This window comes from Streptomyces nigrescens (genome assembly GCF_027626975.1).
Taxonomy (GTDB): Bacteria; Actinomycetota; Actinomycetes; order Streptomycetales; family Streptomycetaceae; genus Streptomyces; species Streptomyces nigrescens.
Genome location: NZ_CP114203.1, coordinates 6116149 through 6135584 on the forward strand (window position 1 = coordinate 6116149; position 19436 = coordinate 6135584).

General features: G+C 71.6%; 16 protein-coding genes. 9 read left to right on the forward strand and 7 right to left on the reverse strand.

Annotation, left to right across the window (positions count from 1 at the left end; translation table 11 throughout):
• Nucleotides 1-66: 66 nt before the first annotated feature.
• Nucleotides 67-1356, forward strand: a complete 1290-nt coding sequence (locus STRNI_RS27250) for a citrate synthase (protein ID WP_109889859.1) — start codon at nt 67-69, stop codon at nt 1354-1356.
• 546 nt (nt 1357-1902) lie between these two features.
• On the opposite strand, the gene STRNI_RS27255 is transcribed toward STRNI_RS27250, so the two are convergent.
• Nucleotides 1903-2190, reverse strand: a complete 288-nt coding sequence (locus tag STRNI_RS27255; RefSeq protein ID WP_018093045.1) for a heavy-metal-associated domain-containing protein — start codon at nt 2188-2190, stop codon at nt 1903-1905.
• 227 nt (nt 2191-2417) lie between these two features.
• On the opposite strand from STRNI_RS27255, the gene STRNI_RS27260 reads away from it, so the two are divergent.
• A complete protein-coding gene (locus STRNI_RS27260) occupies nt 2418-3068 on the forward strand; it encodes a DedA family protein (RefSeq protein ID WP_277412187.1) in 651 nt (216 codons plus the stop codon).
• Between the two features lie 42 nt (nt 3069-3110).
• Here the strand turns inward: STRNI_RS27260 and STRNI_RS27265 are convergent, their stop codons facing one another.
• Nucleotides 3111-4142, reverse strand: a complete 1032-nt coding sequence (locus tag STRNI_RS27265; protein WP_277412188.1) for a Gfo/Idh/MocA family protein — start codon at nt 4140-4142, stop codon at nt 3111-3113.
• Between the two features lie 207 nt (nt 4143-4349).
• On the opposite strand from STRNI_RS27265, the gene STRNI_RS27270 reads away from it, so the two are divergent.
• Complete coding sequence (locus tag STRNI_RS27270; protein ID WP_277412189.1) at nt 4350-5507, forward strand: LacI family DNA-binding transcriptional regulator; 1158 nt, start codon at nt 4350-4352, stop codon at nt 5505-5507.
• An 87-nt stretch (nt 5508-5594) separates the two neighbouring features.
• Here the strand turns inward: STRNI_RS27270 and STRNI_RS27275 are convergent, their stop codons facing one another.
• The 5 genes from STRNI_RS27275 to STRNI_RS27295 all read right to left on the reverse strand — a co-directional run bounded on the left by STRNI_RS27275 (nt 5595) and on the right by STRNI_RS27295 (nt 11044).
• On the reverse strand, nt 5595-5789 hold the full coding sequence (locus tag STRNI_RS27275) for a helix-turn-helix transcriptional regulator (RefSeq protein ID WP_018093041.1): 195 nt from the start codon (nt 5787-5789) through the stop codon (nt 5595-5597).
• A gap of 358 nt (nt 5790-6147) precedes the next feature.
• Entirely contained in the window at nt 6148-6516 is a 369-nt protein-coding gene (locus STRNI_RS27280; protein WP_277412190.1) for a peptidoglycan-binding domain-containing protein, read from the reverse strand.
• Nucleotides 6517-6613: 97 nt separating this feature from the next.
• Nucleotides 6614-8035 carry a sugar porter family MFS transporter gene (locus tag STRNI_RS27285; RefSeq protein WP_277412191.1) on the reverse strand — a complete coding sequence of 474 codons (1422 nt, stop codon included), beginning with the start codon at nt 8033-8035 and terminating at the stop codon, nt 6614-6616.
• A gap of 676 nt (nt 8036-8711) precedes the next feature.
• The gene (locus STRNI_RS27290; RefSeq protein ID WP_026170247.1) at nt 8712-9731 is read right to left on the reverse strand and encodes a Gfo/Idh/MocA family protein; all 1020 of its coding nucleotides are present in this window, start codon (nt 9729-9731) and stop codon (nt 8712-8714) included.
• Between the two features lie 392 nt (nt 9732-10123).
• Entirely contained in the window at nt 10124-11044 is a 921-nt protein-coding gene (locus STRNI_RS27295) for a sugar phosphate isomerase/epimerase family protein (protein ID WP_266443231.1), read from the reverse strand.
• A 496-nt stretch (nt 11045-11540) separates the two neighbouring features.
• On the opposite strand from STRNI_RS27295, the gene iolC reads away from it, so the two are divergent.
• The 6 genes from iolC (at nt 11541) to STRNI_RS27325 (ending at nt 19144) form a co-directional block, all read left to right on the forward strand.
• Nucleotides 11541-12533 (forward strand): 5-dehydro-2-deoxygluconokinase, encoded by a 993-nt coding sequence (iolC, locus tag STRNI_RS27300; protein ID WP_277412192.1) that lies wholly within the window; start codon nt 11541-11543, stop codon nt 12531-12533.
• A 68-nt stretch (nt 12534-12601) separates the two neighbouring features.
• Complete coding sequence (locus STRNI_RS27305; RefSeq protein ID WP_277412193.1) at nt 12602-13489, forward strand: Cgl0159 family (beta/alpha)8-fold protein; 888 nt, start codon at nt 12602-12604, stop codon at nt 13487-13489.
• 30 nt (nt 13490-13519) lie between these two features.
• Nucleotides 13520-14410: a 5-deoxy-glucuronate isomerase gene (gene iolB, locus STRNI_RS27310; protein ID WP_109889846.1), complete on the forward strand. Its 891-nt coding sequence runs from the start codon at nt 13520-13522 to the stop codon at nt 14408-14410.
• A complete protein-coding gene (gene iolD / locus STRNI_RS27315; RefSeq protein WP_277412194.1) occupies nt 14407-16290 on the forward strand; it encodes a 3D-(3,5/4)-trihydroxycyclohexane-1,2-dione acylhydrolase (decyclizing) in 1884 nt (627 codons plus the stop codon). The genes iolB and iolD overlap by 4 nt, the downstream gene beginning before the upstream one ends.
• Nucleotides 16291-16328: 38 nt before the next feature.
• Nucleotides 16329-17822, forward strand: coding sequence for a CoA-acylating methylmalonate-semialdehyde dehydrogenase (locus tag STRNI_RS27320; protein ID WP_093646319.1), 1494 nt, complete (start codon nt 16329-16331; stop codon nt 17820-17822).
• A 182-nt stretch (nt 17823-18004) separates the two neighbouring features.
• Nucleotides 18005-19144, forward strand: coding sequence for a hypothetical protein (locus STRNI_RS27325; RefSeq protein ID WP_274735708.1), 1140 nt, complete (start codon nt 18005-18007; stop codon nt 19142-19144).
• The last annotated feature ends 292 nt before the right edge of the window (nt 19145-19436 follow it).

The window sequence follows — 19436 nt, forward strand, 5'->3', positions numbered from 1 at the left end:
AAATGGGGGAAGGTATAGGCAGTCAGGGCACCTCGAAGAAGAGGCACAACGTCGGTGAGGGATGACGTGAGCGACAACTCTGTAGTACTGCGTTACGGGGACGGCGAATACAGCTACCCGGTCGTCGAGAGCACCGTCGGCGACGAGGGCTTCGATATCTCGAAGCTGCGCGCCCAGACCGGTCTGGTGACCCTGGATTCCGGTTACGGCAACACCGCGGCGTATAAATCCGCGATCACCTATCTCGACGGTGAGAACGGGATTCTTCGTTACCGCGGGTACCCGATCGAGCAGCTTGCAGAGCGCAGCACGTTCGTCGAGACCGCGTACCTCCTCATCAACGGCGAGCTGCCCACCGTCGATGAGCTGGCGAACTTCAAGCAGGACATCACCTACCACACCCTGCTGCACGAGGACGTCAAGCGCTTCTACGACGGCTTCCCCCGGGACGCCCACCCGATGGCGATGCTGTCCTCGGTCGTCAGCGCGCTGTCGACGTTCTACCAGGACAGCCACAACCCGTTCGACGAGCAGCAGCGCCACATCTCCACGATCCGGCTGCTGGCCAAGCTCCCGACGATCGCGGCCTACGCGTTCAAGAAGTCGGTCGGCCACCCGGTCGTCTACCCGAGCAACGACCTCGGGTACGTCGAGAACTTCCTGCGTATGACCTTCTCGGTGCCGGCCGCGGACTACGACCTCGACCCGGTCGTGGTCAGCGCCCTCGACAAGCTGCTGATCCTGCACGCCGACCACGAGCAGAACTGCTCCACCTCCACGGTCCGCCTGGTCGGCTCCTCGCAGGCGAACCTCTTCGCCTCGATCTCGGCCGGTATCAACGCCCTGTGGGGCCCCCTGCACGGCGGCGCCAACCAGTCCGTGCTGGAGATGCTGGAGGGCATCCAGCGCGACGGCGGCGACGTCGACTCCTTCATCCGCAAGGTGAAGAACAAGGAAGACGGCGTGAAGCTCATGGGCTTCGGGCACCGCGTCTACAAGAACTTCGACCCCCGGGCGAAGATCATCAAGGCGGCGGCGCACGATGTCCTCTCCGCGCTCGGCAAGTCCGACGAGCTGCTGGACATCGCCCTGAAGCTGGAGGAGCACGCGCTCTCCGACGACTACTTCGTCGAGCGCAAGCTCTACCCGAACGTCGACTTCTACACCGGCCTGATCTACCGGGCCATGGGCTTCCCGACCGAGATGTTCACCGTGCTCTTCGCGCTCGGCCGGCTGCCCGGCTGGATCGCCCAGTGGCACGAGATGATCAAGGAGCCCGGCTCCCGCATCGGCCGTCCGCGGCAGATCTACACCGGTGTCGTCGAGCGCGACTTCGTGCCGGTCGAGGAGCGCTGACGGCCGCCCTGTCAGGGTGCCCCCGCGGTCTTTAGCAGAAAGCGCCCCGCCTCCGGATCCCCCCACGGGTCCAGAGCGCGGGGCGCTTCCCTTGTCCCGGTTGGATTCCCCCCACGGGATCCGTCCGGGCGTTCCGGGTTGCACCGCGATCTGCCGGGACGCGCACGTTCGGGAGGGCCGCTCAAAGCTCCCCGGGCACGTCGCCCCGGCCACGCGTAGCCGGGCACGATCCCCCAAGATCAGCACGGCTGTTGCAGTGCAAGCCCCGCCGGGGTGCCTGCACTGCCCGGTTAGACTCACGACCCCCCTCAATGGTTACGTTCCGATGAGTGTGATCTGGGTCTCTTGCCATATGGGGGCGAATGCGGTCAAGGGCCTCCATCTGAAGATCGGGGCCCTCCGGTATGGGTGTTGTGTCAGTTGTAAGGGCTGTGTGAAATTTCGCGGCCGCCGGCTGTTGGTGATCACAAAGGCCGACGGAAGCCATCGGGGTACCGGCCCCCTCGGTGAGGGTGCGGCCCAGCGCGAGGGGGCCGGACGCCGGGATCAGGCCGCCTGCCCCACGAGCTCGTAGCCGGCCTCGTCCACGGCCGCGCGGACGGCTTCCTCGTCCAGCGGGGCCTGGGACGTGACGGTCACCAGGCCGGTGGCGGCCACCGCCTGCACCGCGCTGACCCCGGCGATCTCACCGATCTCGGCCGACACCGCACCCTCGCAGTGGCCGCAGGTCATACCGGTGACCTTGTAGGTGGTGGTCACCGCGCCGACCTGGACGTCGGTGCCGCCGGAGTGGCAGGAGCCTTCCGGGGTGCAGCAGGAGCTGTTCTCAGCCATGGGGGACTCTCCTTGTGGTGCCGATGTGTTCCGTGTGGTGCAAGTGCCGGAGTGTCGCAGCGTGCCACGCGAGGCTCAGGCGACCGCCGGTTCCCCCGACCTTACGCACTGTATACCCCTGGGGGGTATCAATCCAAGCCATGGACACCCACACCGCGTTGCCGTGCGCCCCACCACGCGTCAGCCTTGGGATAACGGGCTCGGGGCGGATCCGAGGAGGCGGCCGGATGGACGTACTCGCCTTCTACGGCCTGCTGGTGCTCACCACGCTGCCGCCACTGGTCCCCAACTCCGCACTGCTCGTCTCCGCCGGTGTGCTCGCCTCCCGGGGAGAGCTGTTCCTCCCGCTGATCCTGCTGACCGTCGCCGGCAGCGCCCTGACCGGAGACCTGCTGATGTACCTGGCCGCGCGGCGGTTCGGCGGACCCGTACGGGCCTGGATGCGGCGCAAACCCCGCCGCCGGGCACTACTGGAGTGGACCTCGGGCCGGATCCAGCGCTACGGCCTGCCCTTCGTGATCGCCGTACGCTTCCTGCCCAGCGGGCGGATCGCCGGCGCACTGGCCTCCGGCGTGCTCCGCTACCCGCTGCGCAAATACGCCCTCGGCGCCGGTATCGCCGAAGCCACCTGGGCGACCTACTCCATCGGCCTCGGCTACCTCGGCAGCGCCACCACCGGCCGCCCGCTCCACGCCGCCGCCATCGGCTTCGGCGTCTCCTGCGCGGTTGCCACGATCGGCGCCGCGATCCAATGGGCCGCCCGCCGCCGCGCCCTGCGCGAACCCTCGGAGGACGGCGGCGAGGGCGAGAGCGGCGGCCCCCGCAAAGGAGACGGCGAGGATCCCGGCGGTCGCGCCTCCTTTGTGGCGGCGACGTGACCGGGGGACGGGCGCCGGCGCCGATGCCCGCCCCGAGCGCCCTCAGGCGCCCGGAACCGCGCCCCCGGCCGAGGCCCGGACGTCCGCGACGGCCACCGGCTGACCGGTGCGGCGCGAGCGCTCGCACGCCTCGGCCACATAGAGCGCCTCCAGCGCCTCCGCCGGTGAACAGGGGCTCGGCCTACGGCCTGCCGCGACCTCGGTGAAGACGCCCAGCTCGGTGACGTAGGCGTCGTGGAAGCGCTCCATGAACGTGGCATACGGATCGGCCGCCCGCCGCCACGACAGCTCCGCCTCGGCGGACGGCAGCGGCGCCCGGTCGTCGAGCCCGACGAAGCGGGCGCCCTCGGAGCCGCACACCTCCAGCCGGACGTCATGGCCCGCGCCGTTGTAGCGGGTCGCCGTGACGGTGGCCAGGGTGTCGTCGTCAAAGCGCAGCAGTGCCGCGCAGGTGTCGACATCGTCGCCGTCCGCGAAGAAGGACGCCCCGCGATTGCTGCCCTGCGCATAGACCGAGACCACCTCGCGGCCGGTCAGCCAGCGCAGGATGTCGAAGTCATGGATGCTGCAGTCCCGGAACAGCCCGCCGGAGGTGGGGATGTAGCCGGCCGGCGGCGGGGTCCGGTCGCTGGTGCAGGCGCGCAGTGTGTGCAGCCAACCCAGCGCACCGGAGTGCAGCGCCTCGCGGGCGGCGCGGTAGCCCGCGTCGAAGCGGCGCTGGAAACCGATCTGTACGGGCACGGTGCCGGCCCGTGCCCGCTCCACCACCCCGACCGTGCCGGGCACGTCCAGGGCGACCGGCTTCTCGCAGAACACCGGCACCCCCGCGTCCAGGGCCTGGTGGATCAGCGTGGCGTGGGCGCTGGTCGCGGCGGTGATCACCACACCGTCCAGGCCGTCCGCGTACATCTCCTCGATGCCCGGGGCGGCGCGTACGCCGAGGGTGTCCGCCAGCGCGGCGGCCCGTACGGGGTCCAGGTCCGCGACCACGAGGCCGGTGACGCCCGGGACGCTCTGGAGGGTGGTGGCGTGGAACGCACCGATGCGCCCGGTGCCGATCAGCCCGATCTTCATGCCTCGGTTCCTTTCGGGGGAGGGGGAGGTGGCGGGGAGGGGAGGGATGCGTGGGCGGGTGGGCGGGTGGACGGCGATGAATTGGAACGGTCCAAACCTCGCGGGTATCGGCACCCTGCATGTCCTGATGTCCGCATGTCAACCACCCTGCAGGCAGACAAGGTTGCGCATTGACGCCGACCTGCGCCGATGGAAGGATTTCCGTTCATGGAACGGTCCAACGAGCGAGCCGACGGGCGGACGGACGGCCGGGCCGACGGACGGAACGGCACACGTACCGGTACGCGTACCGGCACACGTACCAGCACACCGCCGGGCGCGGACCGGCCACCGACGATCCGCGGAGTCGCCGAGCGCGCGGGCGTCTCCAAATCACTGGTCTCGCTGGTGCTGCAGGGCTCCCCGCGGGTCAGCGACAGCAAGCGGCAGGCCGTGCTGGACGCCATTGAGGAGCTCGGCTACCGGCCGAACGCCGCCGCCCGCAGCCTGGTGGCCCGCCGTACGCACACCGTCGGGGTGCTGCTGAACGATATGCGCAACCCCTGGTTCGTCGAGGTGCTCGACGGCCTGAACTCCCTGCTGCAGGCGCACGGTCTGCGGATGCTGATGGCCGACGGGCGGCTGGACCGACGTGCCGGCCAGGACTTCGCCCGCACCTTCCAGGAGCTGCGGGTCGACGGTCTCGTCGTCGTCGGCACCCTCCCGGACACCGACGGCCTCGCCGAGGTCGCCGCACGGCTGCCGACCGTCATCGCGGGCAACCACGAACCCCGGCTGCCGCACACCGACCTCGTCGCCAACGACGACGAGCGCGGCGCCCGGCTCGCCACCGAACACCTCATCGGCCTCGGCCACCGGCGGATCGCCCACATCGCCGGAAAGGGCCTGGTCGGCGAACTGCGCCGGCGCGGCTTCGAGACCGCGATGCGCGCCCACGGCCTGGCCGAGAGCGCCGTAGTGGCGAGCGGCGACGGGACCGAGGAAGGTGGCTACCGCGCCGCCGTCCGGCTCCTCACCCCGCCACCCGTCACCGCACGCCCCGGTGACGGGCCTGCGGCCGCCCAACGCCCCACCGCCGTCTTCGCGTTCAACGACATCTCCGGTGTCGGCGCGCTGTCCGCGGCCCAGGAGCTGGGCCTGCGCACGCCCGCCGATCTCTCCCTCGTCGGCTACGACAACACCTACCTCGCCCGCATCCGCCACCTCTGGCTGAACTCGGTGAACAACGCCAGCCACGAGGTCGGCCGGCGCGCGGCGCGCTGCCTCCTGGACCGTATGGAGCGCCCGGACGCCCCGGCCGGACAGCAACTCGTGGCGCCGGAGCTGGAGATCAGGGGGTCGACGGCACCACCCCGGCCCGACTGACCGCGCCGGGGGACGTACCACTCGTGGCGCCCGGGAACACTTGGCGGGCGATGTCGCCCGAGCACCCCGGGGCCGGTCCGGTGGCTCTCAGCGCCGGCCGCGTTGGCCCGGTCGCTGCGCCACCCACCTTCTGACCGTATCGGCGAACCAGTACGGTTTTCCGCCCTCCACCAGATCCGGTTCGGGCAGCAACCCGTGCTTCCGGTAGGAGCGCACGGTGTCCGGCTGTACCTGGATGTGCGCGGCGATCTCCTTGTACGACCAGAGCTTGCGGTCGGTCATCTCTGCCACCTCCTGAGCGCCGTACGCAGGGTCGGCCCGGAGAGCCGGCAGGGGGCTGCGTACGGCCTGGTGATCACTCACCCTGTGCCTGGACAACGACACCGAGTAACCGTGGGGGAGGGGCTGTTGAACGGCTGTGACGTAAGGCGCGCGTAACGGTGACAGCTGTGACGGGGGGCGGACGGCTGTGACGGGGGCGGGACGGACCGGAAGGGGGCGATCCGGAAGGTGGCGAGGCCGGAAGGAGGCGGGCCGGTCTGCGCGGCCACGGCGCCGTGGGCGCACAGACGTGTGGCGGGCCGGTCCCCGGCTGGGGAACCGGCCCGCCACAGGCGTGCCGTAGGCGGCCGGACGCGGATCAGGCGTGGTACAGCGCGTACCAGGTCTCCTTGCCGACCTTGCCGTCAGCGGTCAGATGGTGCCGGGACTGGAACTTCTTCACCGCGGCCCGGGTCTTGGGGCCGAAGTACCCCGTCACATCTCCCCAGGGGAGATAGCGGCGGTTCGCCAGCAGGCACTGCACCTGCCGGACACGGTCGCCGCGCTGACCGTAGACGGTGAGGGCGTTGCCGTTGTAGTACGCGCAGGCGGCCCGCGTGTCGGCCCGCCCGCCGGCCGGACTGTCGGCGGACGCCGGGCCGGTGAGCAGACCCGCGGTCAGCAGACCCGCGGTCGCGGTCAGGACGGCCGTGCGCTTGACGGCATGGCTGAGTGCGTTGGTTTTCACGAATTCCACCGTTTCCCCCGTTGGATGTGATTCCACTCACAGTGACGCCGGGAACGCGGTCCGTGGTTCCCGCGATCGGCAATCTGCCGACGCCCCGTCAGGCCGCGGCCGGTGCGGCCCCCGTCGCCTTCCGCAGCTCGTCCTCCAGATCCTCCAGCGCCAGCCCCTTCGTCTCCGGCGCGTACCGGTTGCAGAACACCAGGGACAGGACGCACATCGCGCCGAAGAACCAGAAGGTGGTGCCGGCGCCGACCGCGTCGAGCAGCAGCGGAAAGACCAGCGCGACCCCGAAGTTGACCAGCCACATCACGAACACCGCGGCGCCCATGGCCAGTCCGCGGACCTTCAGCGGGAACATCTCGGCCAGCAGCAGCCACACCCCCGTATTGAGAGTGCCCTGCATGAAGGCCATGTAGAGGACCATCAGGCCCAGCACCAGGGTGCTGACGCCGGGGGAGTGCGGGAGGTGGAAGGAGGCGCCGAGCAGGGCGAGCGAGACGGTCATCCCGGCCAGGCCGGTGAGCAGCATGGGCCGTCGGCCGACCCGGTCGATCAGGGACATCCCCAGCGCGGTGGCGAGCACCGAGATCACACCGATCGCGATGGTGGCGGTGATCGAGGCACCGGTGCCCAGACCGGTCGACGCCAGGATCTTGGGCGCGAAGTACACCACGGCGTTCACACCGGTGATCTGCTGGACGGCCGCCAGACCGATCCCGACCAGCAACAGCCGCCGTATCCACGGCGTGCGCAGCTGCTGCCAGCCGCCTTGCCGGGCATCGGCCTCCAGGCTGCGGGCGTGATCGATCCGGGCCAGCTCGGCGGGGACCTCGTCGGCGGGCAGCGTACGGCGCAGCACCCGGGCCGCCTCGTCCTGCCGCCCCTTGCTGATGTACCAGCGCGGGGTGTCGGGCAGGAAGAACAGCCCGACGAACAGCGCCACGGCCGGCAGCGCCGCCAGGCCCAGCATCCAGCGCCAGGCCGCCCACTGGGCCAGGAAGGCATTGATGAGGTAGGCGAGCAACTGGCCGCTGACGATCATCAGCGAGTTGAAGGAGACCAGCCGGCCGCGGATGTGCGGGGGCGCGACCTCGGAGAGATAGAGCGGGGTGATGACCGAGGCGCTGCCGACGGCGAGGCCGAGGACGAAGCGCGCCACGGTCATGAACGGGACGTCGGGGGCGAGCGCGACGGCCAGCGCACCGCCGATGAACACGGCGCCCGCCCACAGCAGGGAGTTGCGCCGGCCCAGCGCATCGGACATCCGGCCGCCGATCAGCGAGCCGAAGGCCGCGCCGATCAGCAGCGCGCTGGTGATGATGCCCTCGTCCAGGGAGGTGAGGCCGAAGTGGCCCTCCATGAAGGGGAGCGCGCCGGAGATCACTCCGGTGTCGTAGCCGAAGAGGGCGCCGCCGAGGGCGGCAATGGCAGCGATGCCGACGATGAAGCGCCTGGCGTTCCGGTCCCGCGCACCCTCGCGCGGGCCGACGGACGCCATCTGACCGGTCGGAGCCGCCATCAGCAGCTCCGGCCCGCCCACGCCCGGCCGGTCAACCCGGCGTCGGGAGCGGGGCGTTGGTGCGGGGGCAGGTGGCCGTGCGGGCCGGCGTCGGGAGCGACGTACATGGTGCGGGGCCTTTCGGTGGACCAGGTGCGGGCGCGGGCGCGGCGGCGGCCTGGGGGAGCGGGCGGCGCGCTGCGGCGGTGCGGGGTGCGTGGGTGGAGGGGGACAAGGGGGGACGGGGGTGCGGGCGCGGCGGGTGTCCGGGCGTACGGGCGTCCGGGCGCCCGGTCGGAGAGGGCCTCTGTGGCAGGGCGGCGTAGCGCGGGGCGGGCGCCCGGGCGGCGTGGGCCTCGGGGGCAGGGGCACGGAGCCTCGGCGGCTCGGCGGCTCGGCGGGGCTGCGCGGGGCGGGCGCCTCACGACAGGCCGCCGCCGACGGCGGACCGCCTCCGTGCTGCGCCGCCTCAGCGGTACGGCACGGCGACGGGCCGCCTCACCCGTAGAGCGCGGCGACGGGCCGCCTCACCTGTACGGCACGGTGACGGGCCGCCTCACCCGTACAGCGCGGCGACGGATCGCCTCACCCGTACAGCGCGGGCCGTTGGATCAGCTCGACGGCGGTACGGCGTGCACCGGCGGCGGGGCGCTCAAGCGGCGGGGGCCCGGGGACGGGGGCTCGGCGACGGGGCGCCTCATCCGTACAGCGCGGGCCGCTCGATCAGTTCGACCGCCACCCGCTCGCCGGTCGTCTGGGCGCGCACACCCGCCTCGCAGACGGCGGCCGCGGCATAGCCGTCCCAGCAGCTGGGGCCCTCGATCTCGCCGCGCCGGGTGGCGTTGACCCAGCGCTGCACCTGCCGGTCGTAGGCCTCCTCGAAGCGCTCCACGAAACCGGGGGTGATCGCACCGCCCCAGCGGCCCGCGGTGTTGCTGAACACTCCGTGGTCGTCGCCGATCCTGGCCGTGCCGCCCTCGCAGACCGCCTCACAGCTGACCTGGTACCCGAAGCCGCAGTTGACGAAGATCTCGGTGTCCACGACCTGGCCGCCCGCGGTCTCGAAGAGGATCAGCTGGGGGTCGCTGAGGCCCTCCGGGGCGTTGCCGGTGGGGGCGGGGCGCAGCGCCCGCACCGCGGTGATCTCCTCCCCCAGCAGCCAGCGCGTCACATCGATCTCATGCACCACCGAGTCGTTGATCATCATCGCGTTGGTGAAGCCGGGCGTGCTGCCGGCGTTGCGGTGCTTGTTGTGCAGCATCAACGGACGGCCGTAAGTGCCTTGGTCCAGAAGGGACTTGAGGGCGCGGTAGTCGGCGTCGTAGCGGCGCATGAAACCGACCTGGACCCGGCGGTGCCCCAGCGCCTGCTCGGCCTCCAGCACCCGCAGCGCGGAGGCGGCGTCCGGCGTCAGCGGCTTCTCGCACAGCACGGGCAGATCCCGCGCGAAGGCGTCCAGCAGCGTCGCCTCGTGCGCGGGTCCCGGCGAGGCGATCAGTACGGCGTCCACCCCGGGGTCGTCCATGGCGGCGGCCGGGTCGGTGTAGGGGGTGCACCCTTCGATGCCGTCGGCGAGGTGCTTGACCCGCGCCGCGTCGATGTCGACCACGGCCGCCACCCGGGCGCCACTGATCACCTCGTTGATCCGGCGTACGTGGTCGGCGCCCATCCGGCCGGTGCCGATGACCGCCACGCCCAGCGTTTCGTGCGAAGTCATGTCGTCCACAAGTCCTTACGTGCTACGGAGTGTGAGGGATACCCTGAGAACGGAACTGGTTACGCTCCGTAATCGTTGCCGGGGTAAGAGGAGGAGGCGTCGCGCGGCGGGCGCGCACGACGTGCAGGTGTACGGGGAGGGTAGGTGCGAGGCGTAGGCGCGCGAGGCGGATGCACACGCGCCGTAGGTGTACGAGGCGGTCACGCACGAGCTGTAGACGTACGAGGCGGCCGCGTGCAAGGCGCAGGCGTACGGGGTGGGCACGCGCGCGCACGAGGTGCAGGCGTACCCGACGCAGGCGTCCGAGATGTGCGCTACGGCATCCGCGTACGGCATCGCGTACGACATCGCGTGCGAGTCCTACCGCCGCACCCGCAGGAGGTGCGGGCGGCTCATGCCCCGCACGACCGCAGGAAGCGGCGGGTCCGCTCGGCGATGGGGAAGGGCTGGTCGGGCGGGCAGGGGTACATGTCCTGCTCGACGATGGCGAAGAGGTCGACGTTCAGTTCCTGGGCGGCCTCCAGGACGGGCGGCAGTGCCGGTACGCCGAGCGGCGGCTCGCACATCACGCCCTGCTTGACGGCGGGGCCGAACGGCGTGCCCTTGGCGACGACCTCGCCGAGGATGTCCGGGTCGACCTGCTTGAGGTGGAGGTAGCCGATCCGCTCGCCGTAGGTGCGGATCAGCTTGACGCTGTCGCCGCCGCAGTAGGCGTAGTGGCCGGTGTCCAGGCAGAGGTTGACGAGGCCGGAGTCGGTGGCGTCCAGGAACCGCTCGACATGCTCTTCGGTGTCGATGTGGGTGTCCGCGTGCGGGTGGACGACGATGTCCAGCCCGAACTCGTCCCGCACCCGCTTGCCCAGCCGCTCCATGCCGGTGGTCAGATGCTTCCACTGCTCCACGGTCAGCTCGCGCGGTTCGAGTTCCTCGGCGGTCTTGTCGTCGCGCCAGAAGGACGGGATGACGACGAGGTGCCCCGCGCCCATCGCCTGGGTGAGGGTGGCGACCTCGGAGACGTGCGCCCAGGTCTTGTCCCATACGGACGGGCCGTGGTGCAGCGAGGTGAAGATCGTGCCGGCCGAGACCTGCAGGCTGCGGCGGGTGATCTCCTCGCGCAGGACAGCGGGGTCGGTGGGGAGGTAGCCGTACGGGCCGAGTTCGATCCACTCGTACCCCGCCTCGGCGACCTCGTCCAGGAAGCGTTGCCAGGGGACCTGCTGGTCGTCGTCGGGGAACCAGACTCCCCACGAGTCGGGTGCGGAACCGACGCGGATGCGGTCCAGGACGGGCTGGGCGGCATGGGGAACGGGCATGCTGCGGCTCTCCTCTCACCGGTCGGCGGTGACCGGGAGGCGCTGGGGTGGGGTTGTGGGGCACAGCCTCTCTGCCGCCCCGGGGAGTGTCAAGACTTCGTCCTGACATAAGGACTTAAGGACTTTGTCACTCGGGGTGTGTCGGGAGGGTGGGTCGGGCGCCGGGCGCCGGGGGCGCGCGGGCCCTTTCCCTGGGTGCGCGGGCGCCCTTTCTGGAGTCGCACGGGCCTTTCGCTCCGGCTTCCCCTGCACCTTCGCCCCGGCTTCCCCCGCACCTTCGCCCCGGCCTCCCTCGTCACCTTCGCCCCGGCCTCCCTCGCGCCAATCCCGGCTCCCCTCGCGTCGATCCCAGCTCCCTCCCGTCGTGCGCTCATTGTTCTCCCTGACGTCAGTATGTAAGGACAAAGTATTGACAGGGTCTGGCTCTCCCCGTTAGACCTTTCCTCGGAGCCGAACCTGCCGAACCCGCCGCGCCGGCCGACCCGAAGGGGCGCACATGACCCAGCCGCACGACCTGATCACCATGGGCCGCATCGGAGTCGACATCTACCCGCTGCAGACCGGTGTGCCGCTGGCCCAGGTCGAGACGTTCGGGAAGTTCCTCGGCGGCTCCGCCACCAATGTCGCGGTGGCCGCCGCCCGGCTCGGCCGCCGCAGCGCGGTCATCAGCCGCACCGGCCGTGACCCGTTCGGCGACTACGTCCACCAGGCGCTGCGCGACTTCGGCGTGGACGACCGCTGGGTGACCTCCGTCGACGCCTACCCGACACCGGTCACGTTCTGCGAGATCTTCCCGCCGGACGACTTCCCGCTCTACTTCTACCGCCGCCCCAAGGCGCCGGACCTGGTCATCCGTCCCGAAGAACTCGACCAGGAGGCCCTCGCGGCCGCCCGGATCTTCTGGATCACCGGCACGGGGCTCTGTGAGGAGCCCAGCCGCAGCGCCACCCTCGCCGCACTGGAGGCCCGTGCCAAGGCGGGTCCCACCGTCTTCGACCTCGACTGGCGGCCGATGTTCTGGGGCGGCGAGGGCGGCGCCTCCGGGGACGGCGGGGCGAGCGGCGCCGCGGCGATGGCCACCGCCCGCCCGTATTACGAGGCCGCCCTGCGGCACGCCACCGTCGCGGTCGGCAATGTCGACGAGGCCGAGGTCGCCACCGGGCTGCGCGATCCCAAGGCCTGCGCCCACGCGCTGTTGGAGAGGGGCGTTGAGCTTGCCGTCATCAAGCAGGGCCCCAAGGGCGTGCTCGCCGTCCACCGTGACGGCCGTACCGCCGAGGTCCCGCCCACTCCCGTCGAGGTCGTCAACGGCCTGGGCGCCGGCGACGCCTTCGGCGGGGCGCTGTGCCACGGCCTGCTGGCCGGCTGGGAGCTGGAGCCGATGATGCGGTACGCCAACGCCGCGGGCGCCATCGTCGCCTCCCGCCTCGCCTGCTCCTCGGCGATGCCCACGGCCGGCGAGGTCGACGCGTTCCTCGCCGGCCGGTGACCCCCCGGCCCGGCCCGTCCGGTGGCCGCACCCCCTCCACCTGTGCACTCAAGAAGGTGAGTTGAGCCTTGACCCCTCGGATCAGTGACCTCGCGACGCTGCGGGCCCGGCACCCCGAAGCCGTCGCGGAGGCCGCCGCCCGCCGCACCCGTCGCCCGCTCCTCGGCGACAGCGGCCGGCTGATGATCGTCGCCGCCGATCACCCGGCCCGTGGCGCGCTGGCCGTCGGTGACCGGCAGCTCGCCATGGCCAACCGCCTCGACCTGCTCGAACGCCTGGTCCTGGCGCTGTCGCGGCCCGGTGTGGACGGGGTGCTCGCCACCGCCGACATCCTCGAGGACCTGCTGCTGATCGGCGCCCTCGAAGGCAAGGTCGTGATGGGCTCCATGAACCGCGGCGGTCTGGCCGGCGCCTCCTTCGAGATGGACGACCGGTTCACCGGCCACCGCCCCGAGGACCTCGCCCGGCTCCGCTTCGACGCCGGCAAACTGCTGCTGCGCATCGACTACCGCGACCCCGGCTCGCTGACCACCCTGGAGGCCACCGCCCGCGCCATCGACGCGATGGCCGAGCGGCGGCTCCCCGTCTTCGTCGAGCCGTTCCTCTCCTCCCGGGCGGACGGCGCGGTCCGCAACGACCTCAGCGCCGCGGCCGTCACCCGCTCCGTGGCCATCGCCTCCGGACTCGGCGGCACCTCCGCCTACACCTGGCTCAAACTGCCGGTCACCGACGACCCCGACGCCATGGCCCGGGTCTGCGAGACCACCACCCTGCCGACCGTGCTGCTCGGCGGCGACATCGGCAGCACCGTCCAGGACCAGGAAGCCGCCTACGAGAAGTGGCGCAAGGCGCTGCGGCTGCCGACCGTGCAGGGCCTGGTCGTCGGCCGCTCCCTGCTCTACCCGGCCGACGGGGATGTCGCGGCCGCCGTGGACACCGCCGTGGGCCTGCTGTGAACGCCGCGAATTCCGCAGGAGACTCGACTTATGAGCACTGAATTCCATCTGGGGGCCGGGGCCGCGGCAGCGGGCCCGTACGCCCTGGACATCGACCCGAAGCGGGCCGGCTGGGACCACTCCTCGCTGCGCGTCCTGGACCTGCCGCCCGGTGCCCACCACGCCTTCGCCACCGGCGACAGCGAATGGATCGTGCTGCCGCTGTCCGGCGGCTGCACGGTGCTGACCGATGACGGCGAGAGCTTCGAACTGACCGGCCGGGAGAGCGTGTTCAGCGGGGTCACGGACTTCGCCTACGTACCGCGCGACGCCCACGTCCAGATCGCCACCGCGGCCGGCGGCCGCTTCGCGCTCACCGGCGCCCGCTGCGAGAACCGCCTGCCCGCCCGCTACGGGGCCGCGTCCGACGTCCCCGTGGAGCTGCGCGGCACCGGCAACTGCTCCCGCCAGGTCAACAACTTCGGCGCGGCGGACACCTTCGAGTGCGACCGGCTGATCGCGGTGGAGGTGCTCACGCCCGGCGGCAACTGGTCCTCCTACCCGCCGCACAAGCACGACGAGTGCCGCCCCGGCGAGGAGTCCGAACTGGAGGAGATCTATTACTTCGAGATCGAGTCCGCGCGCGGTACGGACGGGGTCGGCTACCAGCGGGTGACCCCCTCGGGGCGCGGCCGCGGCACCGACGTGCTGGCCGAGGTCCGCAGCGGGGACGCCGTCCTCATCCCCGACGGCTGGCACGGCCCGTCCATCGCCGCGCCCGGCCACACCATGTACTACCTGAACGTGATGGCCGGTCCCGGCGCCCGCGAGTGGCTGATCTGCGACCACCCCGACCACGGCTGGATCCGCTCCACCTGGCCCGGCCAGCCGGTCGACCCCCGCCTACCCCTCTACGAAGCGCCCGCAGGAGACGCCCGATGAACGCTCCGACGACGCGCCGCCTCACGGTCGCGCAGGCCCTGGTCGAGTTCCTCGCCCACCAGTACACCGAGCGGGACGGCCGCCGGCACCGCCTGATCAACGCCTGCTGGGGCATCTTCGGCCACGGCAATGTCGCCGGCCTCGGCCAGGCCCTGCTGGAGTCAGGGGACGCGCTCCCGTACCTCCAGGGCCGCAACGAGCAGGCCATGGTGCATGCCGCCGTCGGCTACGCCCGGCAGTGCGACCGGCTCTCCGCCCAGGCCGTCACCACCTCCATCGGCCCCGGCGCCACCAACCTCGTCACCGGTGCCGCGCTCGCCACCGTCAACCGCCTCCCGGTGCTGCTGCTGCCCGGAGACACCTTCGCCACCCGGACGGCAGACCCCGTCCTGCAGCAGCTGGAGGTCCCGCAGGCGGGCGACGTGTCGGTCAATGACGCGCTGCGCCCGGTCTCCCGCTACTTCGACCGGGTCACCCGGCCCGAAGCGCTGATCCCCGCCGCCCTCCAGGCCATGCGGGTGCTCGCCGACCCCGTCGACACCGGCGCCGTCACCCTCGCGCTGCCGCAGGACGTCCAGGCCGAGGCGTACGACTGGCCGGAGGAGTTCTTCGCCGACCGGGTCTGGCGGGTCACCCGGCCCCTTCCCGACGCCGATGCCCTGGCGGATGCCGTGCGCGCGGTACGCGGCGCCCGCCGGCCGCTGCTGATCGCGGGCGGCGGTGTGCACCACTCCGAGGCCGAGGACGCGCTGTGCGCCTTCGCCGACGCCACCGGCATCCCGGTCGCCTCCACCCAGGCCGGCAAGGGCTCGCTGCGCCACGACCACCCCGCCGATGTCGGCGGTATCGGCCACACTGGCACCGCCACCGCCGACGCGCTCGCAGGCGAGGCCGACCTGGTCATCGGCGTCGGCACCCGCTACACCGACTTCACCACCGCCTCCGCGACCCTCTTCGCCGAGCCCGGTGTCCGCTTCCTGAACCTCAACATCGCCCCCTTCGACTCCCACAAGCTCGGCGCCGCCTCCCTCGTCGCCGACGCCCGCGCCGGACTCGAAGCGCTCACCAAGGAGCTGTCCGGACACCGCGTCGACGCGGAGTACGAAGCCGCCTACAGGGTGGCGAAGGCGGACTGGGAGCGCCGGGTGGACGCCGCGTTCGGTGCCCGGGACGCCTCCGTACGGCCCTCCCAGACCCAGGTCCTCGGCGCGCTGGACGCCCTGGTCGACGACACCGACATCCTCGTCAACGCGGCCGGATCCCTCCCCGGTGACCTGCACAAACTCTGGCGTGCCCGGTCCCGCAGGCAGTACCACCTCGAATACGGCTACTCCTGCATGGGCTATGAGATCCCCGCCGCGATCGGTGTGCGGATGGCCGCCCCCGGCCGGCCGGTGTGGGCGCTGGTCGGCGACGGTACGTATCTGATGAACCCCACCGAGATCGTCACCGCGGTCCAGGAGGGCATCCACATCAACATCGTCCTCATCCAGAACCACGGCTACGCCTCGATCGGCGGGCTCTCCCAGGCGACCGGCGGCGAACGGTTCGGCACCGACTACCGCTTCCGCGCCGCGGACGGCACATACACCGGCGCTCCGCTGCCCGTCGATCTCGCGGCCAACGCCGCCTCGCTCGGGATGCACGTCCTGCGGGCGGCCACGGTCGGTGAGCTGCGCGCGGCGCTCGCCGAGGCGCGTGGCGCGAACCGGCCCACATGTGTCTATGTCGAGACCGAAACGGCTGACACTGTGCCGGGCGCGCCGGAGGCTCAGGCCTGGTGGGATGTTCCTGTTGCCGAGACCGCGACACGTCCGGCGGCGGTGGCCGCCCGCGAGGCGTACGACCGGCACACCGCCGGGCGCCGCCGCCACCTGTGACCCCTGCCCGAAGCCGTCAGCCCAGAAAGGCCCCCCGCATGAAGACCATCAGCCACTGGATCGGCGGAAAGCCCGTCGAGGGCGTCTCCGGCAACTTCGGCCCGGTCTACAACCCGGCCACCGGCGCCCAGGACAAGCAGGTCGCCTTCGCCTCGGTCGACGAGGTCGACGCGGCCGTCCGCGCGGCCAAGGAAGCCTTCAAGACCTGGGGCACCAGCTCTCTGGCCAAGCGCACCTCGGTGCTGTTCAAGTACCGCGAGCTGCTCGACGCGCACCGCGAGGAGATCGCGCAGCTGATCACCGCCGAGCACGGCAAGGTGCACTCCGACGCGCTCGGCGAGGTCGCCCGCGGTCTGGAGATCGTCGAGCTGGCCTGCGGTATCCCCGAGAAGCTCAAGGGTGAGCTGTCCACCCAGGTCTCCACCCGCGTCGATGTGGCGGCGATCCGCCAGTCGCTCGGTGTGGTCGCCGGCATCACGCCGTTCAACTTCCCGGCGATGGTTCCGATGTGGATGTTCCCGCTCGCCATCGCCTGCGGTAACACCTTCGTCCTCAAGCCGAGCGAGAAGGTTCCCAGCGCCGCCTTCAAGCTGGCCGAGCTGGCCGCCGAGGCGGGGCTGCCCGACGGTGTGCTGAACGTCGTCAACGGCGACAAGGTGGCCGTCGACGCCATCCTGGAGCACCCGGACATCGCCGCGGTCTCCTTCGTCGGCTCCACCCCCATCGCCCGCTACATCCACACCACCGGCACCGCCAACGGCAAGCGGGTCCAGGCACTGGGCGGCGCCAAGAACCACATGCTGGTCCTGCCGGACGCCGACCTCGACCTGGCCGCGGACTCCGCGATCAACGCCGCGTACGGCTCGGCCGGTGAGCGCTGCATGGCGATCTCCGTCGTCGTGGCCGTCGGGGAGACCGCCGACCCGCTGATCGGCAAGATCAAGGAGCGCGCCGACAAGCTGCGGATCGGCCCCGGCGACGACCCGGCCTCCGAGATGGGCCCGCTGATCACCAAGGTCCACCGCGACAAGGTCGCCTCGTACGTCGAGGGCGCCGCGGCCCAGGGCGCCGATGTCGTCATCGACGGCACCGGCTACACCGTCGAGGGCTACGAGGACGGGCACTGGATCGGTGTCTCCCTCCTGGACAACGTCACGCCCGAGATGGACGCCTACCGCGACGAGATCTTCGGCCCGGTGCTGTCCGTGGTCCGCGTCGAGACCTACGACGAGGCCATCGCGCTGATGAACAACTCGCCGTGGGGCAACGGCACCGCGATCTTCACCCGCGACGGCGGCGCGGCCCGCCGCTTCCAGATGGAGGTCGAGGCCGGCATGGTCGGCGTGAACGTGCCGATCCCGGTGCCGGTCGGCTACCACTCCTTCGGTGGCTGGAAGGACTCGCTCTTCGGCGACCACCACATCTACGGCAACGACGGCGTGCACTTCTACACCCGCGGCAAGGTCGTCACCACCCGCTGGCCGGACCCGTCCGACGGCGGCATCAACCTGGGCTTCCCCAGCAACCACTGAGGGCGTCCTGAGGACCCCCGGCCGGACCCCCGCCGGCCGGGGGTCCGGCATGTCCGGGCCGTGGCGGCGCCCGGGGCACCGTGCGCAGGAACCGTGAAGAACTGCAGGTCCAGGGGCAGACCGCGGACCGGCGCATTGCTACCGTGCTCCCTCGCCACGCACTGACACAACCGGGGGACGAAATGCACCAATCCATGGCGCTCGCCAAGGGCGCCCGTATCACCGGCGGGGCATTCTGCCTGCTGTTCTTCCTTTTCACCGTCACCTGGCTGGTCGTCGACCTCAGTGAGTTCGGCATCGACGGGGTCTGGGAATCCTGGACCTTCCAGAACTCCGGCGGCCTCAACCAGGTCACCAGCGTGTTCCATTTCGGCCTCGCCCTGGTCCAGCTGGCGGCGGTGTTCGCGGCGTTCGCGGGGCAGCGGGTGGCCGGCGGACTGCTGGCCGTCGCCACCACCCTGACCTTCGCCACCGCGCTGCAGGCCATCATCAGCGTCGGCTTCCACACCAGCGACAACCGCTGGTTCCGGCACGCCGAAACCGACACGGACACCTTCGACAACGTCTTCCTCAGCAGCCTGGGGCTGTTCCTGCTGTCCCTGATCGCGGGCGTCGTGCTGCTCGCCGGGATGCGTTCCTGGCCGCGTCGGACGCCCAGCGACCCGCCGATGCGCCCGGCCAGGACGGCCGGTGTGGTGGCCGGTCTGGTGCTCGGCGCGATGGTGCTGGTCAACCTGGTCTGGCAGGTCTACATGCTGGTGCAGGGCGGCAGCAACGCCTTCACCATCTTCTACCTCGGCAAGGGCTCCCTCGGCGCGCTGCTGGGCCTGTCCTCCGGGTGGTCCGCCCTGGCCTTCCTCGCGCTGACCGTGCCTGCCGCGCTCAACAGCCTGATGCGCGGCGCCGCGGCCCGCGGGCTGGCCATCGGGCTGGCGGTGGTGTCGCTGCCCGGCGCCCTGCTGTCGTTGATCGGGATGGCCATGAACGGCACCCTGTTCGACCTGTCCGGCGCCATGCCGGGCATGAGCATCATCGGCCACCTCCAGCTGGCGCTGGACCTGTTCGGGTCGGTGGTGCTGCTGGCCATGATGGGCCGCGGTGAGCCGGTCGCCCCCGCCTGGTACCCGCCGGCGCAGGCACCGCAGTTCGCCGCCCCCGGCTTCGTCCCGCCGCCCGGCCCGCAGGCCCCGCCGGTCTGGCAGCCGCCCGCCGGACCGGTGCCCCCGGTCAGCGGTCCGCCGATGCCGCCGGCCGGTGCCCCGCCGATGCCGCCCGGCACCCCGCCGCCCCCGCAGGGCGGCTTCGGACCGCCGCAGTACTGACGCGGCGCCGGGGCCGGTGCGCGGAGGGCGGCGCCCGCCCCGCGTGACCGGCTCCGGCCGGCCGCCGCGGAAAACAACTGGGGGCGGCAGCCCACCGGTTGGTACGGTGCAACGGCGCGCGCCCCGAGCGCGACCGCTGCTGGACGAGGGAGGTTGATGAATATGGCCCGCCGGCCGCTTCCTCAGCATGCCCTTGTCCGGGCCGCCGCCTGAGCGGGACGCCGGAGCGCCTGATGTCCTGAGCGCCCGATGTCCTGAGCGCGGCCCGGTCGTCGACAACGACCAGGAGTGA